The organism is Streptomyces sp. NBC_00683 (assembly GCF_036226745.1).
Lineage (GTDB): Bacteria > Actinomycetota > Actinomycetes > Streptomycetales > Streptomycetaceae > Streptomyces.
Genome location: NZ_CP109013.1, coordinates 2,627,861 through 2,654,296, shown reverse-complemented (window position 1 = coordinate 2,654,296; position 26,436 = coordinate 2,627,861). Strand labels below are relative to the sequence as shown.

General features: G+C 70.3%; 25 protein-coding genes and 5 tRNA genes. 23 read left to right on the top strand and 7 right to left on the bottom strand.

What is annotated here, in order from left to right:
* Positions 1-8: 8 nt before the first annotated feature.
* A complete protein-coding gene (locus OG257_RS11570) occupies positions 9-3,656 on the bottom strand; it encodes a sensor histidine kinase (protein ID WP_329207018.1) in 3,648 nt (1,215 codons plus the stop codon).
* A 579-nt stretch (positions 3,657-4,235) separates the two neighbouring features.
* Here OG257_RS11570 and OG257_RS11565 point away from each other — a divergent pair.
* From OG257_RS11565 to OG257_RS11525, 9 genes are all read left to right on the top strand, one after another.
* Complete coding sequence (locus OG257_RS11565) at positions 4,236-4,418, top strand: hypothetical protein (protein WP_329207017.1); 183 nt, start codon at positions 4,236-4,238, stop codon at positions 4,416-4,418.
* 81 nt (positions 4,419-4,499) lie between these two features.
* On the top strand, positions 4,500-5,276 hold the full coding sequence (locus tag OG257_RS11560; protein WP_329207015.1) for a fumarylacetoacetate hydrolase family protein: 777 nt from the start codon (positions 4,500-4,502) through the stop codon (positions 5,274-5,276).
* Positions 5,269-6,741, top strand: coding sequence for a glutamate--tRNA ligase (gene gltX / locus OG257_RS11555; RefSeq protein ID WP_329207013.1), 1,473 nt, complete (start codon positions 5,269-5,271; stop codon positions 6,739-6,741). The genes OG257_RS11560 and gltX overlap by 8 nt, the downstream gene beginning before the upstream one ends.
* A 103-nt stretch (positions 6,742-6,844) precedes the next feature.
* Complete coding sequence (locus OG257_RS11550) at positions 6,845-7,555, top strand: HAD family hydrolase (protein WP_329207011.1); 711 nt, start codon at positions 6,845-6,847, stop codon at positions 7,553-7,555.
* Positions 7,556-7,642: 87 nt separating this feature from the next.
* Positions 7,643-7,714, top strand: a tRNA-Gln gene (locus OG257_RS11545).
* Between the two features lie 19 nt (positions 7,715-7,733).
* Positions 7,734-7,806, top strand: a tRNA-Glu gene (locus OG257_RS11540).
* A 60-nt stretch (positions 7,807-7,866) separates the two neighbouring features.
* Positions 7,867-7,939: transfer RNA gene (locus OG257_RS11535), tRNA-Glu, on the top strand.
* 12 nt (positions 7,940-7,951) lie between these two features.
* Positions 7,952-8,023, top strand: a tRNA-Gln gene (locus tag OG257_RS11530).
* Between the two features lie 19 nt (positions 8,024-8,042).
* Positions 8,043-8,115, top strand: a tRNA-Glu gene (locus OG257_RS11525).
* Between the two features lie 285 nt (positions 8,116-8,400).
* Here OG257_RS11525 and ndgR read toward each other — a convergent pair.
* Positions 8,401-9,117: an IclR family transcriptional regulator NdgR gene (gene ndgR / locus OG257_RS11520; protein ID WP_014048551.1), complete on the bottom strand. Its 717-nt coding sequence runs from the start codon at positions 9,115-9,117 to the stop codon at positions 8,401-8,403.
* A gap of 174 nt (positions 9,118-9,291) precedes the next feature.
* Here ndgR and leuC point away from each other — a divergent pair, with 174 nt between their 5' ends.
* The 4 genes from leuC to OG257_RS11500 all read left to right on the top strand — a co-directional run bounded on the left by leuC (position 9,292) and on the right by OG257_RS11500 (position 12,447).
* Positions 9,292-10,719 carry a 3-isopropylmalate dehydratase large subunit gene (gene leuC / locus OG257_RS11515; protein ID WP_329207009.1) on the top strand — a complete coding sequence of 476 codons (1,428 nt, stop codon included), beginning with the start codon at positions 9,292-9,294 and terminating at the stop codon, positions 10,717-10,719.
* A gap of 2 nt (positions 10,720-10,721) precedes the next feature.
* Entirely contained in the window at positions 10,722-11,315 is a 594-nt protein-coding gene (leuD, locus tag OG257_RS11510; RefSeq protein ID WP_329207007.1) for a 3-isopropylmalate dehydratase small subunit, read from the top strand.
* A 104-nt stretch (positions 11,316-11,419) separates the two neighbouring features.
* A complete protein-coding gene (locus tag OG257_RS11505) occupies positions 11,420-11,647 on the top strand; it encodes a hypothetical protein (protein WP_329207005.1) in 228 nt (75 codons plus the stop codon).
* 143 nt (positions 11,648-11,790) lie between these two features.
* A complete protein-coding gene (locus tag OG257_RS11500; protein ID WP_329207003.1) occupies positions 11,791-12,447 on the top strand; it encodes an HU family DNA-binding protein in 657 nt (218 codons plus the stop codon).
* A gap of 80 nt (positions 12,448-12,527) precedes the next feature.
* Here OG257_RS11500 and OG257_RS11495 read toward each other — a convergent pair whose 3' ends face one another.
* Together OG257_RS11495 and cofC are read right to left on the bottom strand one after the other, a co-directional pair.
* Positions 12,528-12,731 (bottom strand): hypothetical protein, encoded by a 204-nt coding sequence (locus tag OG257_RS11495; protein ID WP_329207002.1) that lies wholly within the window; start codon positions 12,729-12,731, stop codon positions 12,528-12,530.
* Between the two features lie 10 nt (positions 12,732-12,741).
* Positions 12,742-13,425, bottom strand: a complete 684-nt coding sequence (cofC, locus tag OG257_RS11490) for a 2-phospho-L-lactate guanylyltransferase (RefSeq protein ID WP_329207000.1) — start codon at positions 13,423-13,425, stop codon at positions 12,742-12,744.
* A 149-nt stretch (positions 13,426-13,574) separates the two neighbouring features.
* Here cofC and OG257_RS11485 point away from each other — a divergent pair, with 149 nt between their 5' ends.
* From OG257_RS11485 to OG257_RS11475, 3 genes are read left to right on the top strand one after another with little or no spacing between them, the layout of a single operon-like run.
* Positions 13,575-14,327: a lysophospholipid acyltransferase family protein gene (locus tag OG257_RS11485; RefSeq protein ID WP_329206998.1), complete on the top strand. Its 753-nt coding sequence runs from the start codon at positions 13,575-13,577 to the stop codon at positions 14,325-14,327.
* Entirely contained in the window at positions 14,324-15,334 is a 1,011-nt protein-coding gene (locus OG257_RS11480; RefSeq protein ID WP_329206996.1) for an NAD(P)H-dependent glycerol-3-phosphate dehydrogenase, read from the top strand. Before OG257_RS11485 ends, OG257_RS11480 begins: the two co-directional genes overlap by 4 nt.
* A 34-nt stretch (positions 15,335-15,368) precedes the next feature.
* Positions 15,369-16,553, top strand: a complete 1,185-nt coding sequence (locus OG257_RS11475) for a D-alanine--D-alanine ligase family protein (RefSeq protein WP_329206994.1) — start codon at positions 15,369-15,371, stop codon at positions 16,551-16,553.
* 9 nt (positions 16,554-16,562) lie between these two features.
* Here the strand turns inward: OG257_RS11475 and OG257_RS11470 are convergent, their stop codons facing one another.
* Both OG257_RS11470 and OG257_RS11465 read right to left on the bottom strand, forming a co-directional pair.
* Positions 16,563-17,054, bottom strand: coding sequence for a DUF3515 domain-containing protein (locus OG257_RS11470; RefSeq protein WP_329206993.1), 492 nt, complete (start codon positions 17,052-17,054; stop codon positions 16,563-16,565).
* A gap of 20 nt (positions 17,055-17,074) precedes the next feature.
* Positions 17,075-17,308, bottom strand: a complete 234-nt coding sequence (locus tag OG257_RS11465; RefSeq protein WP_056791028.1) for an Lrp/AsnC family transcriptional regulator — start codon at positions 17,306-17,308, stop codon at positions 17,075-17,077.
* Between the two features lie 320 nt (positions 17,309-17,628).
* Between OG257_RS11465 and OG257_RS11460 the strand changes: the two genes are divergently transcribed.
* Both OG257_RS11460 and thiD read left to right on the top strand, forming a co-directional pair.
* Positions 17,629-18,600: a thiamine-phosphate kinase gene (locus tag OG257_RS11460; RefSeq protein ID WP_329206991.1), complete on the top strand. Its 972-nt coding sequence runs from the start codon at positions 17,629-17,631 to the stop codon at positions 18,598-18,600.
* Positions 18,601-18,610: 10 nt separating this feature from the next.
* A complete protein-coding gene (thiD, locus tag OG257_RS11455) occupies positions 18,611-19,417 on the top strand; it encodes a bifunctional hydroxymethylpyrimidine kinase/phosphomethylpyrimidine kinase (protein ID WP_329206989.1) in 807 nt (268 codons plus the stop codon).
* An 86-nt stretch (positions 19,418-19,503) separates the two neighbouring features.
* Here the strand turns inward: thiD and rpmB are convergent, their stop codons facing one another.
* Positions 19,504-19,689, bottom strand: coding sequence for a 50S ribosomal protein L28 (gene rpmB / locus OG257_RS11450; protein WP_003965989.1), 186 nt, complete (start codon positions 19,687-19,689; stop codon positions 19,504-19,506).
* 258 nt (positions 19,690-19,947) lie between these two features.
* On the opposite strand from rpmB, the gene OG257_RS11445 reads away from it, so the two are divergent.
* From OG257_RS11445 to OG257_RS11425, 5 genes are all read left to right on the top strand, one after another.
* Positions 19,948-21,570, top strand: a complete 1,623-nt coding sequence (locus tag OG257_RS11445; RefSeq protein WP_329215037.1) for a DAK2 domain-containing protein — start codon at positions 19,948-19,950, stop codon at positions 21,568-21,570.
* A 48-nt stretch (positions 21,571-21,618) separates the two neighbouring features.
* Entirely contained in the window at positions 21,619-23,886 is a 2,268-nt protein-coding gene (gene recG / locus OG257_RS11440) for an ATP-dependent DNA helicase RecG (RefSeq protein ID WP_329206987.1), read from the top strand.
* Positions 23,887-23,977: 91 nt separating this feature from the next.
* Complete coding sequence (gene rsmD / locus OG257_RS11435; protein WP_329206985.1) at positions 23,978-24,562, top strand: 16S rRNA (guanine(966)-N(2))-methyltransferase RsmD; 585 nt, start codon at positions 23,978-23,980, stop codon at positions 24,560-24,562.
* A 26-nt stretch (positions 24,563-24,588) separates the two neighbouring features.
* Positions 24,589-25,068 carry a pantetheine-phosphate adenylyltransferase gene (gene coaD, locus OG257_RS11430; protein ID WP_329215035.1) on the top strand — a complete coding sequence of 160 codons (480 nt, stop codon included), beginning with the start codon at positions 24,589-24,591 and terminating at the stop codon, positions 25,066-25,068.
* 97 nt (positions 25,069-25,165) lie between these two features.
* A complete protein-coding gene (locus OG257_RS11425; RefSeq protein WP_329206983.1) occupies positions 25,166-26,317 on the top strand; it encodes a cell division initiation protein in 1,152 nt (383 codons plus the stop codon).
* The last annotated feature ends 119 nt before the right edge of the window (positions 26,318-26,436 follow it).

The window sequence follows — 26,436 nt, the reverse complement described above, 5'->3', positions numbered from 1 at the left end:
GGGCTCAACTAACGCTCCTGCTGGTGAGTGGGGCCGAGTTGGAAACTGCCGGTAGACGAGCCGTTGTTGGCCTGTCGTCCCTGCTGGATGCCCCGGCGGAGATTGGTCAGACGGCCGCGTACGTCATCGGGCGCACGCGAAACCTGAGGTCCGGACTGATGATTCTGCTGCTGAGCAGTGCCCGGCACCAAATTGGCACGCGGAACCCGGCGCGGCAGCCCGGAGGTGGTGATCCCGCCCGCAGCGGGCTTCTTGACCCGCTCCGCCTGACGCACGAGCTCGTCATTGGGCGAGGCGCGCCAGGAACTGGTGACGCCGGCATCGGCCGCACCACGCCGGGGCATGGGCGGAGCCGGGGTGCCGAGGGGCTCGGGAGCCGACGGTGCCTGCGGCTCGGCTGCGGGCGGCTGAGCGCCGCCCTGCCCCGGGCCGTGGAACCAGTTCGTCTCGAGCGTGTCGTACAGCGGCGTACGCCCGTCACCCGGACCGGCGGGCGGCAGCGCCTCGGGCTGCTGCGGCAGCGCCGGACGGCGCGGCGGCTCACCCGCGGGCTGGGCCGGCGGACGCGGTGCACCGAAGTCGGCGTTGTCCTGCCGGCGCGGTGCGGGCATCTGGTTCTGCGGGGCCTGGGCGCCGTAGCCCTGGTCCTGCGGCAGCGGGGCGTTGAAGTCCGGGCGGGCGAACTGCGCGGTGCTCGCCGGGTCCGGCGCCTGCGGCGCGGAGAAGTCCGGGCGGGCGAACTCGGACGTGGCACCGGGGCCCTGGCGGTCGTTCATGGGCGGACGCTGGTTCGGCGCGTTGAACGGCTGGTGGGGAGCGGAGCTGCCCGGGCGGGCGAACCGGCCGGAGTCCGGCTCCTCGTGACCGCGCGGCGCGTCCGGCTGACTACGCCGGGAACCACCCTGCTCCTCGACGCCCCAGCTCGCGCTCTGCGGACGCTGCGACGGCGGGTTGCCACCGGGCAGCTCGGCCCGGGGACCGCCGGACGGCGGCGGCAGCTGACGGCCGGGGCCGCCGGGCTGCTGGAAGCCGGCCTGCTCGTTGCGTGCCTGCTGCGGCTGCGGGGCCTGCCGGGCGGGCGGACCGCTCTGGCGGCCCTGCTGGCCCTGTGCAGGACCCCCCGTGTGACCGAAGAGGTTGGGCTGGCCCGAGTCCGTACGGCCGGGAGACTCCTGCTGACCGCGCGCGCCCGTCCGGGCGCCGCCGCCGAAGGCGCCGGAGAGGCCGCCGCCCTGGGGCTGGTTCGGGCGGCCGGGGCCCTGCGGACCGTTGCCGGGGCCCTGCGGACCGCCGTCACGCGAGGGCAGCGCGGCCCGCGGGCCCGAGCCCGTGCCGACCTGCCCGCGCTGCGGACCGGAACCCAGGCCCTTGGCGGGAGGAGCGGACGGGGAACCCGCAAGCCCGGGACGCTGGCCCGCGCCGGCACCGGAGCCGTTGCCACCGGCGAGGAGACCACCGGGAGAACCGCCCTGCGGTCCCTGACCCTGCTTCGACGGCGGCTGCTTGCCGCCGTGCGCGACCTCCATGGGCAGCATGACCAGCGCGGTCGTACCGCCGGAGTCGGAGGGACGCAGCTGGATCCGGATGCCGTGACGCAGGGACAGCCGGCCGACCACGAACAGACCCATGCGGCGGGACACCGAGACGTCCACGGTGGGCGGCGATGCGAGCCGCTCGTTGATCGCCGCGAGGTCCTCGGGGGAGAGGCCGATACCCGTGTCGTGGATCTCGACGAGCACACGCCCGTCGGGCAGTGCGTGACCGGTGACCCGGACCTTCGTCTGCGGCGAGGAGAACGACGTCGCGTTCTCCAGCAGCTCGGCGAGGAGGTGCACGAGGTCGTTGACGACGCGGCCGGCCACTTCGGTGGCGGGCACCGCGGCCAGTTCGATGCGCTCGTACTGCTCCACCTCGGACGCGGCGGCACGGAGCACGTCGACCAGCGGCACCGGACGGGTCCAGCGGCGGCCCGGCTCCTCGCCCGCGAGGACGAGGAGGTTTTCGCCGTTACGGCGCATACGGGTCGCGAGGTGGTCGAGCTTGAAGAGGGAGGACAGCTGGTCCGGGTCGGCCTCGCGCGACTCCAGTTCGGAGATGAGCGAGAGCTGACGCTGGATGAGGCCCTGGCTCCGTCGCGAGAGGTTGGTGAACATCGCGTTGACGTTGCCTCGCAGCAGCGCCTGCTCGGCGGCCAGTCGGACCGCCTCGCGGTGCACGTCGTCGAAGGCCGCGGCCACCTTGCCGATCTCGTCCCGGGAGTGCACACCGACCGACTCGACCGAGGTGTCGACGTCCTGCGGGTCGGTCTCGGAGAGCTGCTTGACGAGCTCGGGCAGCCGGTCCTGGGCGACCCGGGTCGCGGTGTCCTGCAGTCGCCGGAGCGAGCGGATCATGGACCGCGCCACGACGAAGGCGCCGACGAGGGAGACACCGAGGACGATGAGGATGACCGCACCGTTGAGGATGGCGTCGCGCTGCGAAGCCTCGCGGAGCTCGCGGGCCTTGCCCTCCATCTCACCGAGGAGGGTCTCCTCGATGGTCTTCATGGCCTGGATCTTGTTGGAGCTCTGGTCGTACCAGTCCATGTACGTGCGGGGCTTGCGGCCCTCCATGCCCAGCGGGCTGTCGAGCACCTGCTTCGCGTACATGTCCGCGGCGGTGATCTCGGGGTTGCCGTCCTTGAGCGAGTCCGTCAGCTCGGAGGAGCTGTTGCCGGTGGTCGCGTAGGTCGTGTCGAACGTCTGGAGAGCGAGGGCTTCCTTGCGGTTGGCGTTGCGGCCGAACACCTTGTCGTTGTCGTTGAGGTGCGACTGGTCGCTGTCACCCCCCGGAAGCGCCGCGGCGATGATCGCGCGCTGGACCGAGGCGTACTCCTTGGCGGAGGAGAAGGCCGCCAGGGCGCGGGTCCGCTTGATCATGTCCGGGTTGCTGGTCGCCTGCGCCATGTCCTGCGAGAGGCCCAGCAGTGCGGTGATCAGCTGGCTGTACTGGTCGACCGTGTTGAGGCTCGGGGCGCCCTGGGTGTACGCGTCCTTGCGGATGCTGGTGAGCTCGCCGAGCTGGGTGGCGATCTGGTTGACGCTGGAGCGGATGCCCTCCAGCGCCTCGTCGGACTGCGTGTCGCCGATGTCGTCGGTTGCGTCGAAGAACGCGTCCTTGGCCCGGTCGGTCCGCTTCCGGGGCTCAGTGATCTTGAAGTCGGTGGCCTTCACCTTGTTCGCCAAGGGGCCTGCCGACTTGTCGCGCTCCTCCTGGAGCGCGTTGGCGAGCGCGGTCGCCTGCTTCGTCATCTGGGTGAGCAGCTGCATGTGCTCCAGCTGTTCCATGTCATTCATGGACTCGTTGATCCGCAGTCCGCCCAGCGTGGTCGCGGCGACCACGGGAAGGGCGAGGAGGGAGACCAGACGGGTGCTGATGCGCCAGTTGCGCAGGGCTATGCGTGAGCCGGTGCCTACCGGCCCCGCGGGTTTGAGAGGCGTGGCCGGGTCCGCGCCGCCGGTGCTCGTCGTACCCGAGCGCTGCGCGCGGTCACCGCTGTCGCCGGCTCCGGCCGGCCCGGGGTTCTGGGCGTGCTGGGGCGAGGAACCGCGGTCGGTCCCGCCGCGCGGCTCCTGTTCCGCCGGAGCGCTGCCATCCCTCTTGAAACGTCCCTGCACTAGCGTCGCAACCTCTGGACCAGGCGTCCCACCACGTGTTCGGGCGGGACGGTGTCGGCGTCGTGGGGCGCTGGACGCGCCCCATGGTGGTCGTGAGTGACCGGCGTACTTCCCCCTCCCGCCGCCACTCGGCGCTGCGTTGCGCCCCTGCGCGCCGGGCCTGAAACCCGCGGCGGTGCGTGGAATTCCAGCACAGTGGAGGATCTCCAACAAGGCCCACGTACCGGGCTGTGACCTCTGTGACACCGTGTGATGGGTGGGTAACAAGCCGTGGAGAGTGTTCAGGGGCAAATCGGATCATTGGGGGTGTGCCCCCTGGGGGCGAGCGGTGTCCCAGTCGACATGATCGGGAGCGGAATGGCAGATTCAGTGCCGTAATGCCCGCTTTGTTTCCCGTGGTCGACTGTCCGCAATGGGCTATTTGTCGGCAACTTCGTGAGCAAACTCACATGATGATCGACGTCTCTTCCCCGCTCCCGTGGGGAATCGGATGTTTAGCCTGACGCTTTACAGGGATAGCGAATCCGACAACCGGCGCCCCTCCGGGCGGCGCCCCAGCGACAAGGGCCCACACGGCAGATGAAGACGACGATGATGTTCCGCAACATTGCCAACCCCCGGCGCACCACGCTGGCGCACCTCGAGGACGCCGTAGCGCTGCACACGCCGGAGCAGCCGGAGCACGCCGTCGACCTGCCCACCCAGACGGCCAACCCCCGCCGCACCATCCTCATGGAAGCACCCGCCACGGCCGCCGGCTGATGCGACGGCTGTCCCCCTCACCCGCGCTAGCCTGGAGCGTCAGTCTTCAGCCAGCCAGCAAGTGAGGGGCGACAGCATCCCGTGCGCATCGCCAGGTTCTCCATCGACGGCAATGTCGCCTTCGGCGCGGTCGAGGGCGACAGCCCCGACAGCCTCGTCCTCGACATCATCAAGGGCATCCCGTACGCCGACTTCGAGCTCTCGGGGACCAAGGTCCCGCTGAGCAAGGTCCGGCTGCTGCCCCCCGTGCTCCCCAACAAGGTCGTGGCCATCGGCCGCAACTACGCGGAACACGCCGCCGAGCTCGGCAACGAGGTCCCGGATGTCCCCGTCGCCTTCTTCAAGCCCACCACCTCGGTGATCGGCTCCGGTGACGCCATCGAGTACCCCTCCTTCTCCGACGACCTGCACCACGAGGCCGAGCTGGCCGTGGTCATCGGCCGGATGTGCCGCGAAGTTCCGCGTGAGCGCGTCAAGGACGTCATCTTCGGATACACCTGCGCCAACGACGTCACGGCCCGCGACGCCCAGAAGCGCGAGAAGCAGTGGGCCCGGGCCAAGGGCTTCGACACGTCCTGCCCGCTGGGCCCCTGGGTGGAGACCGACCTCGACCCCCGCGACCTGACCATCCAGGCGACGGTCAACGGCGAGCAGCGCCAGCTGGGCCGCACGAGCGACATGATCCGCTCGATCGAGGACCTGGTCGTCCACATCACGGAAGCCATGACCCTGCTCCCGGGCGACGTGATCCTCACCGGAACCCCCGCAGGGGTCGGACCCCTGCACGTCGGCGACGAAGTCGCCGTCACCATCGAAGGCATCGGCACTCTCACCAACAAGGTGATCAAGCGTGGTTAACGGACCTGTCCGCGTACGTTTCTGTCCCTCCCCGACCGGCAACCCCCACGTGGGCCTGGTCCGGACAGCTCTCTTCAACTGGGCTTTCGCCCGGCACCACCAGGGCACCCTGGTCTTCCGTATCGAGGACACCGACGCGGCCCGCGACTCCGAGGAGTCCTACGAGCAGCTGCTCGACTCGATGCGCTGGCTCGGCATGGACTGGGACGAGGGCCCCGAGATCGGCGGCCCGCACGCCCCGTACCGCCAGTCGCAGCGCATGGATCTCTACAAGGACGTCGCCGAGAAGCTCCTTGCCGCCGGTCACGCGTACCACTGCTACTGCACCACCGAGGAGCTCGACACCCGCCGCGACGCCGCCCGTGCGGCCGGCAAGCCGTCGGGTTACGACGGCCACTGCCGCGCGCTGACGGCCGAGCAGACCGCGGCGTACGAGGCCGAGGGCCGGACCTCCATCGTCCGCTTCCGGATGCCCGACGAGGCGATCACCTTCACCGACCTCGTCCGCGGTGACATCACCGTCCAGCCGGAGAACGTCCCGGACTACGGCATCGTCCGTGCCAACGGCGCTCCCCTGTACACGCTGGTCAACCCGGTCGACGACGCGTTGATGGAGATCACCCACGTCCTGCGCGGCGAGGACCTGCTCTCCTCCACCCCGCGCCAGATCGCCCTCTACAGGGCGCTCATCGAGCTGGGCATCGCCAAGGACACCCCCGCCTTCGGCCACCTCCCCTACGTCATGGGGGAGGGCAACAAGAAGCTCTCCAAGCGCGACCCGCAGGCCTCGCTCAACCTGTACCGCGAGCGCGGCTTCCTGCCCGAGGGGCTGCTGAACTACCTCTCGCTGCTCGGCTGGTCGATCGCCGAGGACCGCGACATCTTCGGCCGTGACGAGCTGGTGGCCGCATTCGACATCGCCGACGTCAACGCCAACCCCGCACGCTTCGACCTGAAGAAGGCCGAGCACATCAACGCCGAGCACCTGCGCATGCTCGACGTGAAGGCCTTCACCGAGGCCTGCGGCCCCTGGCTGAAGGCCCCGTTCGCCCCCTGGGCGCCCGAGGCCTTCGACGCGGAGCAGTTCGCCGAGATCGCCCCGCACGCCCAGACCCGTGTGACGGTCCTCTCGGACATCACGGCCAACGTCGACTTCCTCTTCCTGGACGAGCCCGTCCACGACGAGGGGTCCTGGACCAAGGCCATGAAGGAGGGCTCCGACGCCCTCCTCGTCACGGCCCGCGCCGAGCTGACCGCCGCGGAGTGGAACGCCGAGGCGCTCAAGACGGCCGTCCTCACCGCCGGCGAGAAGCACGGGCTGAAGCTCGGCAAGGCCCAGGCCCCGGTGCGCGTCGCCGTCACCGGCCGCACGGTCGGTCTGCCGCTCTTCGAGTCCCTGGAGATCCTGGGCCGCGAGAAGACGATCGCCCGCATCGACGCCGCGCTGGCCAAGCTGGCCGCGTAACCGTCGTACGCAGGGAAGAAGGGACCGCACGGCCTTCCGGGCCGTGCGGTCCCTTCCGCTGTCCGGCTGCCGGGCCCACGGGGCAGCCGGTAGCGTGACTTTCATGGCGATTCGCGCGGTCCTCTGGGACGTGGACGACACGATCTTCGACTACGCGGGGTCGGACCGCACCGGCCTGCTGCGGCACCTCCGGGCGGAGGGGCTGGCCGACAGTGACGAGGACCACCACGGCCGCTGGATGCGCATCGCATCCGCCCACTGGGCGCGGGTCGCCGCCGGTGAGTCCGACTGGTACGCGCACTGCCGGGACCGGGTCCGGGAGTTCCTGGACGCGGAGCTGAGCGACGCGGACGCCGATGCGTGGTTCACCCGGTACGTCGGGCACTACGAGAGTTCCTGGGAGCTCTTCCCGGACACCGTGCCCGTGCTCGACGCGCTGGCCGGCACGCACCGGCACGCGATCCTGTCGAACTCCTCCGTCGACCACCAGGAACGCAAGCTGCGGGCCCTCGGCGTGCGTGACCGCTTCGAGGTCCTGCTGTGCGCGCGGGAACTCGGCGTCTACAAGCCGGATGCCAGGGCCTTCCGTGCGGCCTGCGAGGCGCTGGAGCTCGACCCGCACGAAGTGGTCTACGTCGGGGACGAGCCGGACATCGACGCCGCCGGAGCCACGGCCGCGGGTCTCGCCGGCGTGTGGCTGGACAGGCGCGGCCGGGGCGGGCGCCCGGAACTCGTCCGGATCACGGGGCTGCAGGAGCTCCCCGGTCTGCTGGCAGGCAATACCCGTTTTGGAGCGCCGGACACCTTCAGGTAATGTTCTTCCTGCGCCGCCCGAGCGGACCGAAAGATCCGGCCGGGAAGCGCAGACAGAAATGAAACCCCCCGAGGGGTTGCGTTTCAGTGGGCTATGGTGTAATTGGCAACACTACGGTTTCTGGTACCGTCATTCTAGGTTCGAGTCCTGGTAGCCCAGCGCAAGACCGAAGTAACAAGCCCCCGTTGTGTAGCGGCCTAGCACGCTGCCCTCTCACGGCAGTAGCGCCGGTTCGAATCCGGTCGGGGGTACAGATCCTTCCCGCGAGAACATCTGGGTCGCACCCACGTTCTTGATGCAGGATCGCTAGGGCCCCCGTTGTGTAGCGGCCTAGCACGCTGCCCTCTCACGGCAGTAGCGCCGGTTCGAATCCGGTCGGGGGTACTTGCAACACCATGGGCTATGGTGTAATTGGCAACACTACGGTTTCTGGTACCGTCATTCTAGGTTCGAGTCCTGGTAGCCCAGCGCAAGACCGAAGTAACAAGCCCCCGTTGTGTAGCGGCCTAGCACGCTGCCCTCTCACGGCAGTAGCGCCGGTTCGAATCCGGTCGGGGGTACAACAGCTCGACAGGGAAAGGCCCTTCACCTCGGTGAAGGGCCTTTCTCGTGTGCCGCACGGCTGTTGGGCGCGGTGGCGGACCCCGCAGGGATGACCGGGGCGGAAGAGGGTGGCCGTGCGTGCGCCCAAGGAGCCTTGTACGGGGGAGAGTTCACCCGGCTCCTGGGCGGAGCGGCGGGTATCGCGTCCGGGGAGTGGGCACCGGAAGGAAGGAGCAGGATGAAGAAGGGGGCCGCCACGGCGCTGGAGCGGCCTTCGGGGAAGGGTGGTGCGCGGTACTGGTTCAGCCGGTGCGGCGCAGGGCCTCGCTCAGCCGCGCGGCCGAGTCGATGACCGCCTGGGCGTGCATCCGGCCGGGGTGGCGGGTCAGCCGCTCGATCGGGCCGGAGACGGAGACCGCGGCGACCACCCGGTTCGACGGGCCGCGGACCGGTGCGGAGACCGAGGCCACGCCCGGCTCGCGTTCACCGATCGACTGGGCCCAGCCGCGGCGCCGTACGCCGGAGAGAGCCGTCGCCGTGAAGCGGGCCCCCTGCAGACCGCGGTGCAGGCGCTCCGGCTCCTCCCAGGCCATCAGGATCTGGGCGGAGGAACCCGCCTTCATGGTGAGCGTGGAGCCGACCGGCACGGTGTCCCGCAGTCCGGACAGGCGCTCCGCAGCCGCCACGCAGATCCTCATGTCGCCCTGCCGGCGGTAGAGCTGCGCGCTCTCGCCGGTGATGTCGCGCAGGTGCGTGAGAACGGGTCCTGCCGTCGCCAGGAGCCGGTCCTCACCCGCCGCGGCCGCGAGTTCCGCGAGCCGGGGGCCGAGAATGAAACGGCCCTGCATGTCCCTCGCCACCATCCGGTGGTGTTCCAGTGCCACGGCCAGTCGATGAGCCGTGGGCCTTGCAAGCCCTGTCGCCGCGACCAGTCCGGCGAGGGTGGCCGGACCGGACTCCAGGGCGCTCAATACCAGAGCTGCCTTGTCGAGAACGCCGACGCCGCTAGAGTTGTCCATACGACGATACTCGCGTCTCACTCTGTGAAACGCAAGTTCAATTTTCTCCGGAAGTTGCGAACCTGTACGTGCGGCCGCACAACGGCCCGCAGCCACCGCCCCGCTCGGGGGTCCGGACGGAGGCGCACCGAATCTCTAGTTGGGCCGGCGAAGACGCCGGCCGGAGGGAAAGCGATGGGTAGGACACTCGCGGAAAAGGTCTGGGACGACCACGTCGTCCGGCGCGCGGAGGGCGAGCCCGACCTTCTCTTCATCGATCTGCACCTGCTGCACGAGGTGACCAGCCCGCAGGCGTTCGACGGCCTGCGTCAGGCCGGACGCCCGGTACGGCGCCTCGACCTCACCATCGCCACCGAGGACCACAACACCCCGACCCTCGACATCGACAAGCCGATCGCCGACCCGGTCTCCCGTGTCCAGCTGGAGACCCTGCGCAAGAACTGCGCGGACTTCGGTGTCCGGCTGCACTCGCTCGGCGACGTCGAGCAGGGCGTCGTGCACGTGGTCGGCCCGCAGCTGGGCCTGACCCAGCCCGGCACCACGGTGGTCTGCGGTGACTCCCACACCTCCACCCACGGCGCGTTCGGTGCGCTGGCCTTCGGTATCGGCACGAGCCAGGTCGAGCACGTCCTGGCCACCCAGACGCTGCCCCTGGCCCGCCCGAAGACCATGGCGATCACCGTCGAGGGCGAACTCCCCGACAGCGTCACCGCCAAGGACCTGATCCTGGCGATCATCACCCGGATCGGCACCGGCGGAGGCCAGGGCTACATCCTCGAATACCGCGGTTCCGCCATCGAGAAGCTCTCGATGGAGGCCCGGATGACCATCTGCAACATGTCGATCGAGGCCGGTGCCCGCGCGGGCATGATCGCCCCGGACCGGACCACCTTCGACTACCTGCAGGGCCGCGACCACGCGCCCCAGGGCGCGGACTGGGACGCCGCGGTGGCGTACTGGGAGACCCTGCGCTCCGACGACGACGCCGTCTTCGACGCCGAGGTCGTCATCGAGGCCGCGGAGCTCGCGCCGTTCGTCACCTGGGGCACCAACCCCGGCCAGGGCGCGCCCCTGTCGGCCAACGTCCCCGACCCTGCTTCGTACGAGGACGCCTCGGAGCGCAACGCCGCCGAAAAGGCCCTGGAGTACATGGGGTTGACCGCCGGCCAGCCGCTGCGCGAGATCAACGTCGACACCGTCTTCGTAGGTTCCTGCACGAACGGCCGGATCGAGGACCTGCGCAACGCGGCCTCGATCCTGGACGGCCGCAAAGTCGCCGACGGCGTACGGATGCTGGTCGTCCCGGGCTCCGTCCGGGTCGCCCTGCAGGCCGTCGAGGAGGGCCTGGACAAGGTCTTCACGGCCGCCGGCGCCGAATGGCGGCATGCGGGCTGCTCGATGTGCCTCGGCATGAACCCCGACCAGCTGGCCCCCGGCGAGCGCTCCGCCTCCACCTCGAACCGTAACTTCGAGGGCAGGCAGGGCAAGGGCGGCCGCACGCACCTGGTCTCCCCGCAGGTCGCCGCCGCGACCGCCGTGCTGGGCCATCTGGCCTCGCCCGCAGACCTGTCCGACGCCCGTACGCCCGCCGGAGTCCGATAACCATGGAAGCATTCACCGCACACACAGGCCGGGCCGTCCCGCTGCGCCGCAGCAACGTCGACACCGACCAGATCATCCCCGCGCACTGGCTGAAGAAGGTCACCCGCGACGGCTTCGAGGACGGGCTCTTCGAGGCCTGGCGCAAGGACGAGAACTTCGTCCTCAACCGGCCCGAGCGCAGTGGCGCCTCCGTACTGGTGGCCGGCCCCGACTTCGGCACCGGCTCGTCCCGCGAGCACGCCGTCTGGGCCCTGCAGAACTTCGGCTTCAAGGCGGTCATCTCCTCCCGGTTCGCCGACATCTTCCGCGGCAACTCGCTGAAGAACGGTCTGTTGACCGTCGTCCTCGACCAGAAGGTCGTCGACGCGCTGTGGGACCTGTCGGAGGCCGATCCGACGGCCGAGATCACCGTTGACCTGGAGAAGCGGCAGGTTCTCGCCGAGGGAATCACCGCCGACTTCGAGCTCGACGAGAACGCCCGCTGGCGACTGTTGAACGGGCTCGACGACATCAGCCTCACCCTTCAGAACGAAGCGGACATTGCGACTTACGAGGCGGCCAGGCCGCCCCATAAGCCGCGCACAATTGACGCCTGAGCAGCGCTTTTCCCGAACTGCGCCCCCTGCCTTCCGGCAGGGGGCGCAGTCGCTTGTTGAGACCCCCTCGGGCGACAACTCGCCCCAGATGGCACAATCGGTGCATGGGACGCGACAGCCAACTCGAGCTCTATGGCGAAGTCGCCGACCGATTGAAGGAAGCGCACGCAAGGGTGCGCACACTGCAAGTCCCGGAGGGCGTAAGGATGGCGCTGTCCCGGAAGCTGCTGGTCGTCACGGCCGCGGCTAAGCACGATCTCCCGGACGCGGCAAGGCGTCTGGACCGGTTGATGAAGGACCTCGATGAGGGCCGATTCCCCGAAGGTGACTGACTCTGCGGAACAGCGCAGCGGTCGACTTCGTTGCGGCACTAGGGTGATTAGCCCGTTTCGTGTTTGATTTGCGGTATATATCTGCCTAACGTGCGAAAAAGCCTGAACAGTTTCGTTCCGGCGATGTCTCCGAAGGGGAAGACGTGAACAAGGCGCAGCTCGTAGAAGCGATTGCCGACAAGGTCGGCGGCCGCCAGCAGGCCGCAGACGCAGTCGATGTGGTACTCGACGCGATCGTCCGTGCGGTTGTCGCGGGGGACCGTGTATCGGTCACCGGCTTCGGCTCGTTCGAGAAGGTCGACCGCCCCGCCCGGTACGCCCGCAACCCGCAGACGGGTGAGCGCGTCCGGGTCAAGAAGACGTCCGTCCCGCGTTTCCGTGCGGGACAGGGGTTCAAGGACCTGGTGAGCGGCTCCAAGAAGCTCCCCAAGAACGACGTGGCCGTGAAGAAGGCCCCCAAGGGCAGCCTCTCGGGCGGTTCTTCCACCCGTACGACGGCCAAGGCCGCGGCCAAGAAGGCCACCGCCAAGAAGGCCACCGCGCGCAAGACGACCGCCGCCGCGGCGAAGAAGACCACGGCCGCAGCGAAGAAGACCACGGCGAAGAAGACCACCGCCACGGCCAAGAAGACCACCGCGGCCGCGAAGAAGGCGGCCCCGGCGAAGAAGGCGACGGCCACGAAGAAGACCGTGGCCGCCAAGACCGCACCCGCCAAGAAGACCACGGCGAAGAAGGCGCCCGCGAAGAAGACCACGGCGCGCAAGACCACAGCCAAGAAGGTCACCGCACGCAAGAAGTGAGACCGGGCAACGCTCGCTTCTCAAACGCGCCGGGCCGGGCTCCCTCCGGGGAGCCCGGCCCGCGGGCTGTCAGGAGCCGTTCACAGCGTCTGCAGGGTCACCAGGGTGATCCGGAGGGAAGCCCCCTCGCCCTCGGTCTCGATCCGCACCCGCTGCCCCGGACGCAGCAGCCGCAGGCTGCCCGCGTCGAAGGCGGCGGCATCGAAGTCCACCGGGGTGCCGTCGTCGAGAAGCACGCTGCCGGTGCGGGTCTCGGAGTCGTACGTGAACGAGGTCGCCTGCATGAACGGCAGCCTATCGGTCCCCGGCCGGCGCCACCGAGGTCTGCAGTTGAGCGGTGTAGGGCCCCACGCCGAGGGCCAGGGCCACCCGCAGGTCCTCGCCCGTGTCCACGTCCCTGCGCACGGAGTCGAGGCCGGGCAGCGAGATCCGCGCGGCTCCCGACGCCAGGTGCCGTGCCGCGGACGGCCCGCCGAAGGCCGGCCGCAATTCCACCCCGGGTGCGGCCGACAGAAATGTGGTCCCGATTCCCTGTGTATCGGTGACAAATGCGCGCGGAAATGCCGCGGAGAATTCGAGCACCCGCGCCAATTCCTCCGGGCGCAGTGCGGGCAGATCGGCATTGAGGGCGGCCACCGCGGCGCCGGGGTGCCGCGCGAGCACGGACCGCGCGCCGTACTCCAGCGCGGCGTTCAGCCCGGCCGCCGGTGCGTCGGCCACGACGCGGGCCCCGAGCGCGGCCAGCGCCGCCCCCGCGGTCAGGTCGTCCGTGACGACCACCACATCCCGTACGGCCCGGCACGACAATGCGGCGGACACCGTGTCCTGGGCGAACGCCAGCGCGAACCGGGGGCGGAGTTCCTCACCGGCCGCCCGCCCCAACCGGCTCTTGGCCCGTGCGAGGGGTTTCAGCGGGACGACCAGGGACCAGGACTCGGTCGGGTCGGTGTTCGTGGCGATCTCCCCCTCCGTACGCATCAGGACTTATTCTCGCCTGCCGGTACGACAACCCGGAGGTCCGCCCCCGCAGGCGAGGCGTACGGTGTTCTCCACACAGAAGCGGCCTGGGGCGAGACGTCACCGCCATGAGCCAGGCAGCAGGTCAGTTCCTAGAGGAAGGCGTCCGAGTGTCCCGCCGTAGAATCGGCTTCTGGTACCGCCTGGCGGCGGTCATCGCAAAACCGCCCCTGGTGGTTCTGTTCAAGCGCGACTGGCGGGGAATGGAACACATTCCGGCCGATGGCGGATTCATCACAGCGGTCAATCACAACTCGTATCTGGACCCGCTTTCGTACGGGCACTTCCAGTACAACACCGGCCGGGTACCGCGGCTCCTCGCAAAAGCGGGACTGTTCAGGACCCCCTTTGTCGGAATGATGCTCCGCGGCACCGGACAGATCCCCGTATACCGTGAGACGACCGACGCGCTGGACGCATTCCGCGCCGCCGTCGACGCCATCGAGCGGGGCGAATGCGTCGCCTTCTACCCGGAGGGCACCCTCACCCGGGACCCCGACATGTGGCCGATGGCCGGCAAGACCGGAGCCGCCCGCGTCGCGTTGATGACCAAGGCCCCCGTCATCCCCGTCGCCCAGTGGGGCGCCAACCTCGCGATGCCGCCCTACGCCAAGGACGACAAGCTCCGGCTGTTCCCCCGCAAGACCCTCACGGTCCAGGCGGGACCGCCGGTGGACCTCTCCCGCTTCTACGGCCTCGAGCCGACGCCCGAGGTGCTGCGCAGTGCCACCGAGGCCATCATGGCCGCGGTCACCGCACAGCTGGAGGAAGTACGCGGCGAGAAGGCCCCCGCCGAGCTCTACGATCACCGTAAGGCCCGTGCTGAACAGCGGCGCACGGCAGAGGGAAAGGGACCCACGTGACGCACCCCGCAAAGGCAGCCGTCTTCGGAACCGGCTCATGGGGTACGGCCTTCGCCATGGTCCTGGCGGACGCGGGCTGCGAGGTCACCCTCTGGGGCCGCCGCGCCGAAGTCGCCGACGCCATCAACACCACCCGTACCAACCCGGGCTATCTGCCCGGAATTGAGCTCCCCGCCTCGGTCCGGGCCACCACCGACGCAGCCGAGGCGCTGCGCGGCGCCGACTTCGCGGTCCTGGCCGTGCCCTCGCAGACGCTGCGCGCCAACCTCGCCGACTGGGTCCCGTACCTGGAACCGGGCACGGTGCTCGTCTCGCTGATGAAGGGTGTCGAACTCGGCACCGCCAAGCGGATGAGCGAGGTCATCCAGGACGTCACCAAGGTCTCCGCGGACCGTATCGCCGTCGTCACCGGCCCCAACCTCGCCAAGGAGATCGCCGAACGCCGCCCCGCGGCCGCCGTCGTCGCCTGCTCGGACGAATCCGTGGCCCAGCGCCTCCAGACCGCCTGCCACACCCCGTACTTCCGGCCGTACACCAACACCGACGTCGTCGGCTGCGAACTCGGCGGCGCCGTCAAGAACGTCATCGGTCTCGCCGTGGGCATTGCCGACGGCATGGGCCTCGGCGACAACACCAAGGGCTCGCTCATCACCCGCGGCCTCGCCGAGACCACCCGCCTCGGCCTCGCCATGGGTGCAGACCCGCTGACGTTCTCCGGACTCGCGGGCCTCGGCGACCTGGTGGCCACGTGCTCGTCCCCGCTGTCGCGCAACCACACCTTCGGCACCAACCTGGGCCGGGGGATGACGCTCCAGGAGACCGTCGCCGCCACCAGCCAGACGGCCGAGGGCGTCAAGTCCTGTGAGTCGGTGCTCGATCTGGCACGCAGGCACGGTGTCGACATGCCCATCACCGAGACGGTCGTCGGCATCGTCCACGAGGGCAAGCCGCCCGTGGTCGCGGTCAAGGAACTGATGTCGCGCAGCGCCAAGCCCGAGCGGCGCTGACTCGAGCCCTACCAGCAGGTACGCTCATCGCGATATGAGCAGCCAGAACCTCCCCCAGAGCCCTGAGAGCCCCCTGAGCTCCGAGCAGAGCTCCGAGCAGGGCCGCAAGCCGCGCGTGGCCGTCGTGTTCGGCGGCCGGAGCTCCGAACACGGCATCTCGGTCGTCACGGCCGGTGCCATCATGAGCGCCATCGACCGTACGAAGTACGACGTCCTGCCGATCGGCATCACCAGGGACGGGCGTTGGGCCCTCACGGCCGACGACCCGGCCCGTATGGCCATCACGGACCGCAAGGTCCCCGAGGTGGACCAGCTGACCGAGTCCGCGCAGGGAGTCGTCGCGCTCTCCGTCGACCCGGGCAACCGTGAGGTCGTCCTCAGCGAACCCGGCGCGGTGCCCACGGCCCTCGGCGAGGTCGACGTCGTCTTCCCCATGCTCCACGGCCCGTACGGCGAGGACGGCACCCTCCAGGGGCTCCTCGAGCTGTCCGGTGTGCCGTACGTCGGCGCGGGTGTCCTCGCCTCGGCCGTCGGCCAGGACAAGGAGTACATGAAGCGGGTGTTCACCTCCTTCGGGCTGCCGGTCGGCCCGTACGAGGTCGTCCGCCCCCGGGAGTGGGAGTCGGACCGCCCCGCAGCCCGCAAGCGCATCATGGAGTTCGCCGCCGAACACGGCTGGCCGCTCTTCGTGAAGCCCGCCCGCGGTGGCTCCTCCATGGGCATCACCAAGGTCGACGACGCCGCCGGCCTCGACGAGGCCATCGAGGAAGCCCGCCGGCACGACCCCAAGTTCCTGGTGGAGTCCCTGCTGCGCGGCCGCGAGATCGAGTGCGGCGTGCTGGAGTTCGAGGACGGACCGCGTGCCAGCGTGCCCGCCGAGATCCCGCCGGTCACCTCGCACGACTTCTACGACTTCGAGGCCAAGTACATCGACTCGGCGGCCGGCCTGGTGCCCGCCCCGCTCACCGAGGAGCAGACGGCCGAGGTCCAGCGGCTCGCCGTCGAAGCCTTCGAGGCCGCGTCCTGCGAGGGCCTGGTGCGCGCCGACTTCTTCCTCACCGAGGACGGCACGTTCGTCATCAACGAGATCAACACCATGCCGGGCTTCACGCCGATCTCCATGTACCCGCGCATGTGGCAGGAGAGCGGTGTGGACTACCGGGAGCTGGTGGACCGGCTGATCCAGTCCGCGCTCAACCGCTCCACCGGACTGCGCTGACCCCGCGGTCTAGAGGCTGTCGGGCACCGTGGCCCTGACCGGTACGGCGAACGCCGACAGCGGAGTGGCGTCGTGGGCGTACTCCGCCCCGAGCGTCACCTCGACATACGCCTTGCGGTAGGTGGTCGTGAACCGCGGACCGGCGTCATCCCGCTGCTCCAGCAGCCAGTTGACGCCGTCCGCGTCGATCGCCTCGGACTGGACATCGTCCATCTTCGCGGGCCGGGGGACTCCGCAGCGCAGTACGATCGCCCCGTCCCCCCAGGCTGCGGTCAGCACGGAATCCGGACCGGGATCACTCCGCTCGAGACCGGTGACGGTCTTCGGCAGCTCCTTGTGCAGCTCCTCGCAGTACGCTGCGGCCTCCGGCGACGGCGTGGGAACCGTGACGGAGAGGCGGGCGTCGCCCGAGGAGCAGCCCACCGCGGCCAGGACGAGCAGGGCGGCGGCGGGCGCGGCGAGAAGTGCGGATCGGGGGGACCGGCGGCGGGTGTGCGTCACCGGACCAGCGTAGTAGGGGGTCAGAGGTGGACGACCGGGCAGGTCAGCGTTCGCGTGATGCCGTCTACCTGCTGCACCTTGGCGACCACCATGCGGCCGAGGGCGTCGACCGTGTCGGCCTGCGCGCGCACGATCACGTCGTAGGGGCCTGTGACGTCCTCTGCCTGGATCACTCCCGGGAGCTTTGCGATGGTCTCGGCGACGATCGACGCCTTGCCCACCTCGGTCTGGATAAGGATGTACGCCTGTACCACGGAACCTCCAGGGCGGCCACGAGGATCATGTGGGGGAAAGGGACGCCACGTTATCGCGTTGCCGCGGGCCGCGGGGAGACCTGCGGGCCGGTTGACGTCCACAGCGTGGCGTACACAGCACAGAAGTTGACGTATCTCTTGACGGTACCGACAGCAGCAAGGGCGCGCGACCGCAACCCCACCGGTGCAGAAGGGGGACAGTGATGCCCGTACGTCCCGGGGCCACCGGCTCCCGTCGACGGCCCGTTCACGGTCCGGACCTCCGGCCGCTGAAGCAGCCCGGACAGGTGTCCGGTGCGATAAATGAGAGGTGAGACTCGGTGAAGGGAACCGTGGGCGAGTTGGGGGAGTTCGGGCTCATCAGAGAGCTCACTTCCCGGCTCACCACCACTCCGGCGGTACGGCTGGGACCCGGCGACGACGCCGCGGTCGTGGCCGCTCCCGACCGCAGGGTCGTGGCCAGTACGGACATCCTGTTGGAAGGGCGGCACTTCCGCCGCGACTGGTCGACCGCGTACGACGTCGGCCGCAAGGCCGCCGCGCAGAACCTCGCCGACATCGCGGCCATGGGCGCCGTGCCCACGGCCCTGCTCCTCGGCCTCGTCGTACCCGCCGACCTCCCGGTCACCTGGGCCGCCGAACTGATGGACGGGCTGCGTGACGAATGCCAGGTCGCCGGTGCCGCCGTGGTCGGGGGCGATGTCGTCGGCGGCGACACCATCACCGTCGCGATCACCGCGCTCGGCGACCTGCGCAACCACGAACCCGTCACCCGGTCCGGTGCCAGGCCCGGCGACGTCGTGGCCGTCACCGGCTGGCTCGGCTGGTCCGCCGCCGGATTCGCCGTGCTCTCCCGCGGCTTCCGCTCACCGCGCGCCTTCGTCGAGGCCCACCGGCGGCCCGAGCCTCCGTACCACGCGGGCCCCGCGGCGGCCGGACTCGGCGCCACGGCCATGACCGACGTCAGCGACGGACTCGTCGCCGACCTCGGACACATCGCGGAGGCCAGCAAGGTCAGGATCGATCTGCGCTCCGGACTGATCGACATCCCCTCGCAGATGTCCGACATCGGGCAGGCCGTCGGCGTCGACCCGCTGCAGTGGGTGCTCACCGGGGGAGAGGACCACGCGATCGTGGCGACGTTCCCCCAGGACGTGAAGCTCCCCGCCCGCTGGAAGGTGATCGGCGAGGTCCTCAACCCCTCCGCGCTGCCCCAGGTCACCGTCGACGGGGCGCCCTGGACGAGCAAGGGCGGCTGGGACCACTTCGGCTCCATCGAGGACGCCCAGTAGATTCCGGGGCATGGCTATACCGACCGCTGTTCCGCCCAGAGTGCTCACCGTCGCCGGATCCGACTCCGGCGGCGGTGCGGGCATCCAGGCCGACCTCAAGACGATGCTGGCCCTCGGGACGCACGGAATGAGCGTCCTGACCGCCGTGACCGCCCAGAACTCGCTGGGCGTCCAGGGGGCCTGGGACCTTCCCGTGGAAGCCGTACGCGCCCAGTACCGCAGTGTCGTCGACGACATCGGCGTCCAGGCCGTGAAGACCGGCATGCTGTCCTCGGCCGCACTCGTCGACGCCGTCGCCGGCCTCCTGGCGGGAACGGACGCACCCGTCGTCGTCGACCCCGTCGGGGTCTCCAAGCACGGGGACGCGCTGCTGGCCGCCGAGGCCCTCGATTCCGTACGGACGAAACTCCTGCCGGCCGCGACGGTGGCCACCCCGAACCTCGACGAAGTGACCCAGCTCACCGGGATCACGGTCACCGACGAGCAGGGAATGCGGCGGGCCGCCGCCGAGATGCTCTCCTACGGGCCCCGCTGGGTGGTCATCAAGGGCGGACACCTGCCCGGCGAGGCCGTGGACCTGCTGACGGACGGCAGCGAGGAGCACTGGCTGCGCGCACCGCGACACGACAACCGGCACACCCACGGCACGGGCTGCACCCTGGCCTCGGCGATCGCGTGCGGACTCGCCAAGGGCCAGGACGTGCCGACGGCCGTACGGGGCGCGAAGGCGTACGTCACCGGCGCGATCGAAGCGGGCTTCGCGCTGGGCGGCGGGATAGGCCCCGTCGACCACGGCTGGCGGACCCGCGCCCGCTGAGGGCGGGAAAGAGCACAGCAAAAAGCCGGTCCACCGAGGTGGACCGGCTTTTTGGGCAACCGGAAGGCTGCGCTACGACGGGAACGTCAGCGCGCGACCTTGCCGGCCTTGATGCACGAGGTGCAGACGTTGAGCCGCTTCGGCGTCCGACCGACCACGGCACGCACGCGCTGGATGTTGGGATTCCAGCGACGGGACGTACGGCGGTGCGAGTGCGAAATGCTGTTGCCGAAGCTCGGCCCCTTGCCGCAAACGTCGCAGTTGGCAGCCACGGGTCACTCCAAAGACTTCAGATGCACTTACAGTGAATTCCGGCGCGCCGGATTCATTTGACTGAAGTGGCGGTACCGGAGGAATGGCCCGACTCTCGCCGGGCAACCGAAGCAGCATACAACGGCTGCGTCGGAGATACGAAACTACCACGGACCGCAGGTCCGTCCCGCCCGCCCCTGTCCCGGTCCGGTGCTCCGGGCGAGGGCTACTCTGCGGTGCAGTCCGCCCCCCTCGGCCGCCTCAAGGAGGACCACACGGTGCCGCAGTCCCCCGACGAACTGGACGCCGTCGCGGTGCGCACCTGGTGCTCACTGGCGCTGGAAGCCCTGGGCCGCGAGCGCGAGGCGATCGACGCCATCAACGTCTATCCCGTCGCCGACGGGGACACCGGCACCAACCTCTACCTGACCGTGGAGTCCGCGGCGGCAGCCGTCGAAGCGGTCTTCGCGGCCCACGAGACAGGCTCCACCGTGCCCGCCGCCGCCGACGCCGTACGGGCGATGGCGCACGGCGCGCTGATCGGCGCCCGCGGGAACTCCGGCACGATCCTGGCCCAGCTGCTGCGCGGCATGGCGGGCGTACTCGCCGAGGCGGGTGACGCGGATCACCTGCGCACCGCCCTGACCGAAGCCGCCACCGCTGCCCGCCGGGCCGTCGCCCACCCCGTCGAGGGCACCGTGCTGACCGTCGCAGGCGCCGCCGCCGAAGCCGCCGCGGCCACCGCGGGCACCGCCGGACTCACGGCCGTGCTGGACGCCGCCTACGACGGCGCGCGCACGGCACTGGCCGCGACCACCGGACAGCTCGCCGTCCTCAGCCGGGCGGGCGTCGTGGACGCGGGCGGGCAAGGCCTCGTGACCGTGCTCGGGGCACTGCGCGAAGCGGTCGGCGGGCAGGCACCGGCGCGCACGCCGAAGGTGGCCCCCGACGCACTGCCCCTGACCGGCGACTGCGCCCAGGAGGGCCCGGACAGCGGTCCCGCCTTCGAGGTGATCTACCTGCTGGAGGCCCGAGACGAAGCCGTCGACCGGCTGCGGAGCCGACTGGACGCGCTGGGCGACTCCCTCGTCGTGGTCGGCGGCGACGGCCTGTGGAACGTCCACGTCCACGTCGACGACGCCGGAGCGGCCGTGGAGGCGGGGGTCGAGGCCGGCCGGCCGTACCGGATCCGGATCACGCACTTCGCCGCCGACCGGGTCCGCGCCCACCTGGAACCCGCCCAGCGCGGCGTCGTCGTCGTGGTCCCCGGCGACGGGCTCTCCGGCCTGTGCGCGGAGGCCGGGGCGACCACGGTGCTTGCGCGCCCCGGCGAGCCGCCGGCCAGCGGCGAACTCGTCGACGCGATCCGCCGGGCCCACGCCCGCGAAGTGGTCCTGCTGCCCAACGACGCCCAACTGCGCCACACCGCGGCGGCAGCCGCCGAGCAGGCCAGGGCCGAGGGCGTCCGCGTCGCCCTGATCCCCACCCGCGCCGCCGTCCAGGGCATCGCCGCGCTCGCCGTCCACGAACCGGACCGCGGCTTCGACGAGGACGTCGTGGCGATGACCGCGGCGGCCGGCGCCACCCGGTACGCCGAACTGGCCGTCGCCGAACGGCAGTCATGGACCATGGCCGGCATCTGCCAGGCGGGCGACATCCTCGGATTGATCGACGGGGACGTCGCCGTGATCGGCGAGGACGTCCCCGGCACGGCCCGGACCGTCCTGGACCGGATGCTGTCGGCGGGCGGCGAACTCGTCACGCTGGTCCTGGGCGAGGACGTCCCCGACGCCCTGGCCGACGCCCTCCAGGAGCACGTCCGCGAGGGCTACCTCGCCGTGGACACGGTGATCTACCGGGGCGGCCACCAGGCGGCACCCCTGCTGATCGGCGTCGAGTAGCGGGTCCGGTGCGGCGCCCGGCGACATTTGTCGGTGCCGTGGTGTGCAATGGATCGCGTGTCCGCGTTCGATGAACCCCTCAAGAAGCTGCTCGGCGGAGCCACCGCGAAGGTGATGGCCGAACACCTCGACCTGCACACGGTCGGGGACCTGCTCCACCACTACCCCCGGCGCTACGAGGAGCGGGGCCGCCTCACGGCGCTCACCGAGCTCCCGCTGGACGAGCACGTGACGGTCGTCGCACAGGTCGCCGACGCGCGGGTCATGATGTTCAACAACGGCCGCGGCAAGCGCCTCGAAGTCACCCTCACCGACGGCAGCGGCAGACTCCAGCTGGTCTTCTTCGGACACGGCGTCCACAAACCGCACAAGGAGCTGCTCCCCGGCCGTCGCGCGATGTTCGCCGGCAAGGTCTCCGTCTTCAACCGGAAGATGCAGCTCGCCCACCCCACCTACCAACTCCTCGACGCCCAGGACGAGGACGAGGCGACGGACGCCGTGGACGCCTTCGCCGGGCAGCTGCTGCCCATCTACCCCGCCTGCAAGCAGCTCGACTCCTGGCGGATCGCCAAGGCCGTCGACACCGTCCTGCCGAGCGCCCAGGAGGCCGTCGACCCGCTGCCCGCAACGCTCCGGGAGGGGCGCGGGTTCGTCCAGCTGCCCGAGGCACTGCTCAAGATCCACCGCCCGCACACCAAGGCGGACATCGCTGCCGCACGGGAGCGGCTGAAGTGGGACGAGGCCTTCGTCCTCCAGGTCGCGCTCGCCCGCCGCCGCTACGCCGACACCCAACTCCCGGCAGTGGCCCGCAAGTCCGTCCCCGACGGACTGCTCGACGCCTTCGACGCCAAGCTGCCCTTCACCCTCACCGAAGGCCAGCAGAAGGTCACCGGAGAGATCTTCGGCGACCTGGCGACGGAACACCCGATGCACCGGCTGCTGCAGGGCGAGGTCGGCTCGGGGAAGACGATGGTCGCCCTGCGCGCCATGCTCACCGTCGTCGACGCGGGCGGCCAGGCCGCGATGCTGGCCCCCACCGAGGTGCTCGCCCAGCAGCACCACCGGTCCATCACCGAGATGATGGGCGAGCTCGCGGAGAATTGGGGGCTGTGGCGCGAAGCGCCTCCTCAGAAGGGTGGTGGCGGGCGACGGGCGGGAATGCTCGGCGGCTCCGACCGGGGCACCAAAGTGGTCCTGCTCACCGGCTCCATGGGCGTCCCGGCCCGCCGTCAGGCGCTGCTCGACCTGGTCACCGGCGAGGCCGGCATCGTGATCGGCACCCATGCGCTGATCGAGGACAAGGTGCAGTTCCACGACCTCGGCCTGGTCGTCGTCGACGAGCAGCACCGCTTCGGCGTGGAACAGCGCGACGCGCTGCGCTCCAAGGGCAAGCAGCCACCGCATCTGCTGGTCATGACCGCCACACCCATTCCCCGAACCGTCGCGATGACCGTCTTCGGGGACCTGGAGACCTCCGTCCTGGACCAGCTCCCGGCCGGCCGCTCACCCATCGCCAGCCATGTCGTCCCCGCCAAGGACAAGCCGCACTTCCTCAGCCGCGCCTGGGAACGCGTCCGCGAGGAAGTGGAGAACGGCCACCAGGCGTACGTGGTGTGCCCCCGCATCGGGGACGACGCCGACGAGGCCGCGGAGAAGAAGAAGGGGAAGAAGGCCGCCGCCCCCGAGGACGACGCCGAGAAGCGTCCGCCGCTCGCCGTGCTGGAGATCGCCGAACAGCTCCGCAAGGGCGCGCTCACCGGCCTGCGGACCGAGGTGCTGCACGGCAGGATGCACCCCGACGACAAGGACGACGTGATGCGCCGGTTCGCCGCCGGCCAGGTCGACGTGCTGGTCGCCACCACCGTCATCGAGGTCGGGGTGAACGTCCCGAACGCCACCGCGATGGTGATCATGGACGCCGACCGCTTCGGGGTCTCCCAGCTGCACCAGCTGAGAGGCCGCGTCGGGCGTGGCTCCGCCCCCGGCCTCTGCCTGCTGGTCAGCGAGGCCCATGAGGCGAGCCCCGCCCGGGCCAGGCTCTCCGCCGTCGCCGCCACCCTCGACGGCTTCGAGCTCTCCCGGATCGACCTCGAACAGCGCCGCGAGGGCGATGTCCTCGGCCAGGCCCAGTCCGGCGTCCGCTCCTCCCTGCGGGTGCTCAGCGTCATCGACGACGAGGAGGTCATCGCGGCGGCCCGCGAGGAGGCCGTCCGCGTCGTCGCGGACGACCCCGCGCTGGAGCGGCTCCCCGAGCTGCGCATCGCGCTGGACGCGCTCCTGGACAAGGACAGGGAGGAGTACCTCGACAAGGGGTGACCAGGGCCGGATCCGCACCGACGCCATATCGTGGGGAGCACGGCACGCGTCCCGTCCTGCGTGCTGCCCGCGACCCGAGGACCAGACACCCATGACCCGCGTGATCGCCGGCTCGGCCGGCGGACGCCGCCTGGCCGTACCGCCCGGCACCGGCACCCGCCCCACGTCCGACCGGGCGCGCGAGGGCCTGTTCTCCACCTGGGAAGCGCTCCTGGGCACCCTCGACGGCATCCGTATCGCCGATCTCTACGCGGGCTCCGGCGCCGTCGGACTCGAGGCGCTCTCCCGCGGTGCGGTCCACGCGCTGCTCGTGGAGGCCGACGCCAAGGCCGTACGCACCGTCCGTGACAACGTGCGCACCCTCGGTCTTCCCGGCGCCGAAGTCCGGCCGGGCAAAGCCGAGCAGATCGTGACAGGACCGGCTCCCGCGGACCCCTACGACGTGGTGTTCCTCGACCCGCCGTACGCCGTCACGGATGGCGATCTTGGCGAGATACTGCTCACACTCCGTGCTCAGGGGTGGCTCAGCGACGATGCTCTCGTCACGGTGGAACGGAGCACCAGAGGCGGAGAATTCAGCTGGCCGGCAGGATTCGAGCCACTGCGGGCCCGTCGCTACGGCGAGGGAACGCTTTGGTACGGTCGCGCCGCCTCTACGTGCGAAGACGCACGATGACCGCATCGGAGAGCGAGGGAACCACGTTGCGCCGCGCCGTCTGTCCGGGGTCGTTCGACCCCATCACCAACGGACATCTCGACATCATTGGCCGAGCCTCGAAGCTGTACGACGTCGTGCACGTCGCGGTGATGATCAACCAGTCCAAGAACGGCCTGTTCACCGTCGAGGAGCGGATCGAGATGATCCGCGAGGTCACCGCGGACTTCGGCAACGTCGAGGTCGAGTCCTTCCACGGCCTGCTGGTCGACTTCTGCAAGCAGCGCGACATCCCGGCGATCGTGAAGGGCCTGCGGGCCGTCAGCGACTTCGACTACGAGCTGCAGATGGCCCAGATGAACAACGGGCTCTCGGGGGTCGAGACACTCTTCGTGCCGACCAATCCCACCTACAGTTTCCTGTCGTCCTCCCTGGTCAAGGAGGTGGCGACCTGGGGCGGCGACGTCTCGCACCTGCTGCCGCCGTCCGTCCACGAGGCCCTCGTGGAGCGTCTCGGTCAGAAGTGATGTGCTGACCGTCCGTCACCAGGTGTCGGACGGCAGGCGACTGGCCTTACAGTCGTCCCGTCCGTCTCCAACAGCAGCAGAGAGTGGCGAGCACACGGTGGACGTGCAGAAGAAGCTCGACGAGATCGTCGAAACGGTCGGGAACGCCCGCGCCATGCCCATGTCGGCGTCCTGTGTGATCAACCGCGCCGAGCTGCTCGCGATGCTCGAAGAGGTGCGCGAGGCGCTGCCCGGCTCGCTGGCCCACGCCGAGGAGCTCATCGGCGGCCGTGAGCAGCTCGTGGAGCAGGCCAGGCAGGAGGCCGAGCGGATCATCGAGTCCGCCCACGCCCAGCGCGGCTCGCTGGTCTCCGACACCGAGATCGCCCGGCGGTCCCAGGCGGAGGCCGACCGGATCCTCTCCGAGGCCCGCAGGGAGGCCGACGAGGTCCGCGGCGAGGCCGACGAGTACGTCGACAGCAAGCTCGCCAACTTCGAGGTCGTCCTCACCAAGACCATCGGTTCCGTCGACCGCGGCCGGGAGAAGCTCCTGGGCCGCAGCGAAGGGCTCGACGAGCAGGGCTACGAGGACCCGGACTTCGCCGAGGCGCCCGAGCGCAGCGCGGACCCCGAGACGCTCAGGCGGCGCGCGGACGACTACGTCGACACCAAGCTCGGTGCCTTCGAGGCCGTGCTCGCCAAGACCCTGGAGGCCGTCGGCCGCGGCCGGCAGAAGCTGCACGGACGCGTCGCCACCGACGACCTCGGCGCGCACATGGCCGCCCAGGACGCCGCGGGCGGCCACCAGCGCACCAGCGACGAGGACCACTGGGCAGGCCTGGCCGAGCTCTCCACGCCGGAGCCGCAGCAGGCCCAGCAGCCCCTGTACGCGGAGCCCTCGCAGCCGGGCTACGCGCCGGTGGCGGACTACCGGGACGGCGCGGTGCCGGACTACCAGGACCCCTCGCAGACCGGGTTCCCCGCGCAGGCCCAGCCCGAGCAGCAGTACGCGCAGACGTACGCCTACCAGGACCAGCCGGTCCAGCAGGACGGCTACGGCTACCAGCAGCAGCCGGACCCGTACGCCGCCTACCAGCAGCAGGGCTACGACCAGGGCGGGCTCCAGGCGCAGCCCCAGCAGGAGTACGGCTGGCCGCAGCAGGCCCAGGCCCCCCTGCCGCAGGGCGAGAGCGCGCTCGACGAGACCAGTCTCTTCGACACCAGCATGATCGACCTGGAGCAGCTGCGCCGGTACGAACAGGGGCGCTGACCGGAGCGCGCCGGCGGCAGTCCGGACCGGATTGGGAGCTGGGCGGTACGTCCAGTATCCTGGCTCTTCGGTCGCGCGTATTCCGCGATCCCGGCTGCCCTCTTCCTCTCCGGACCTGG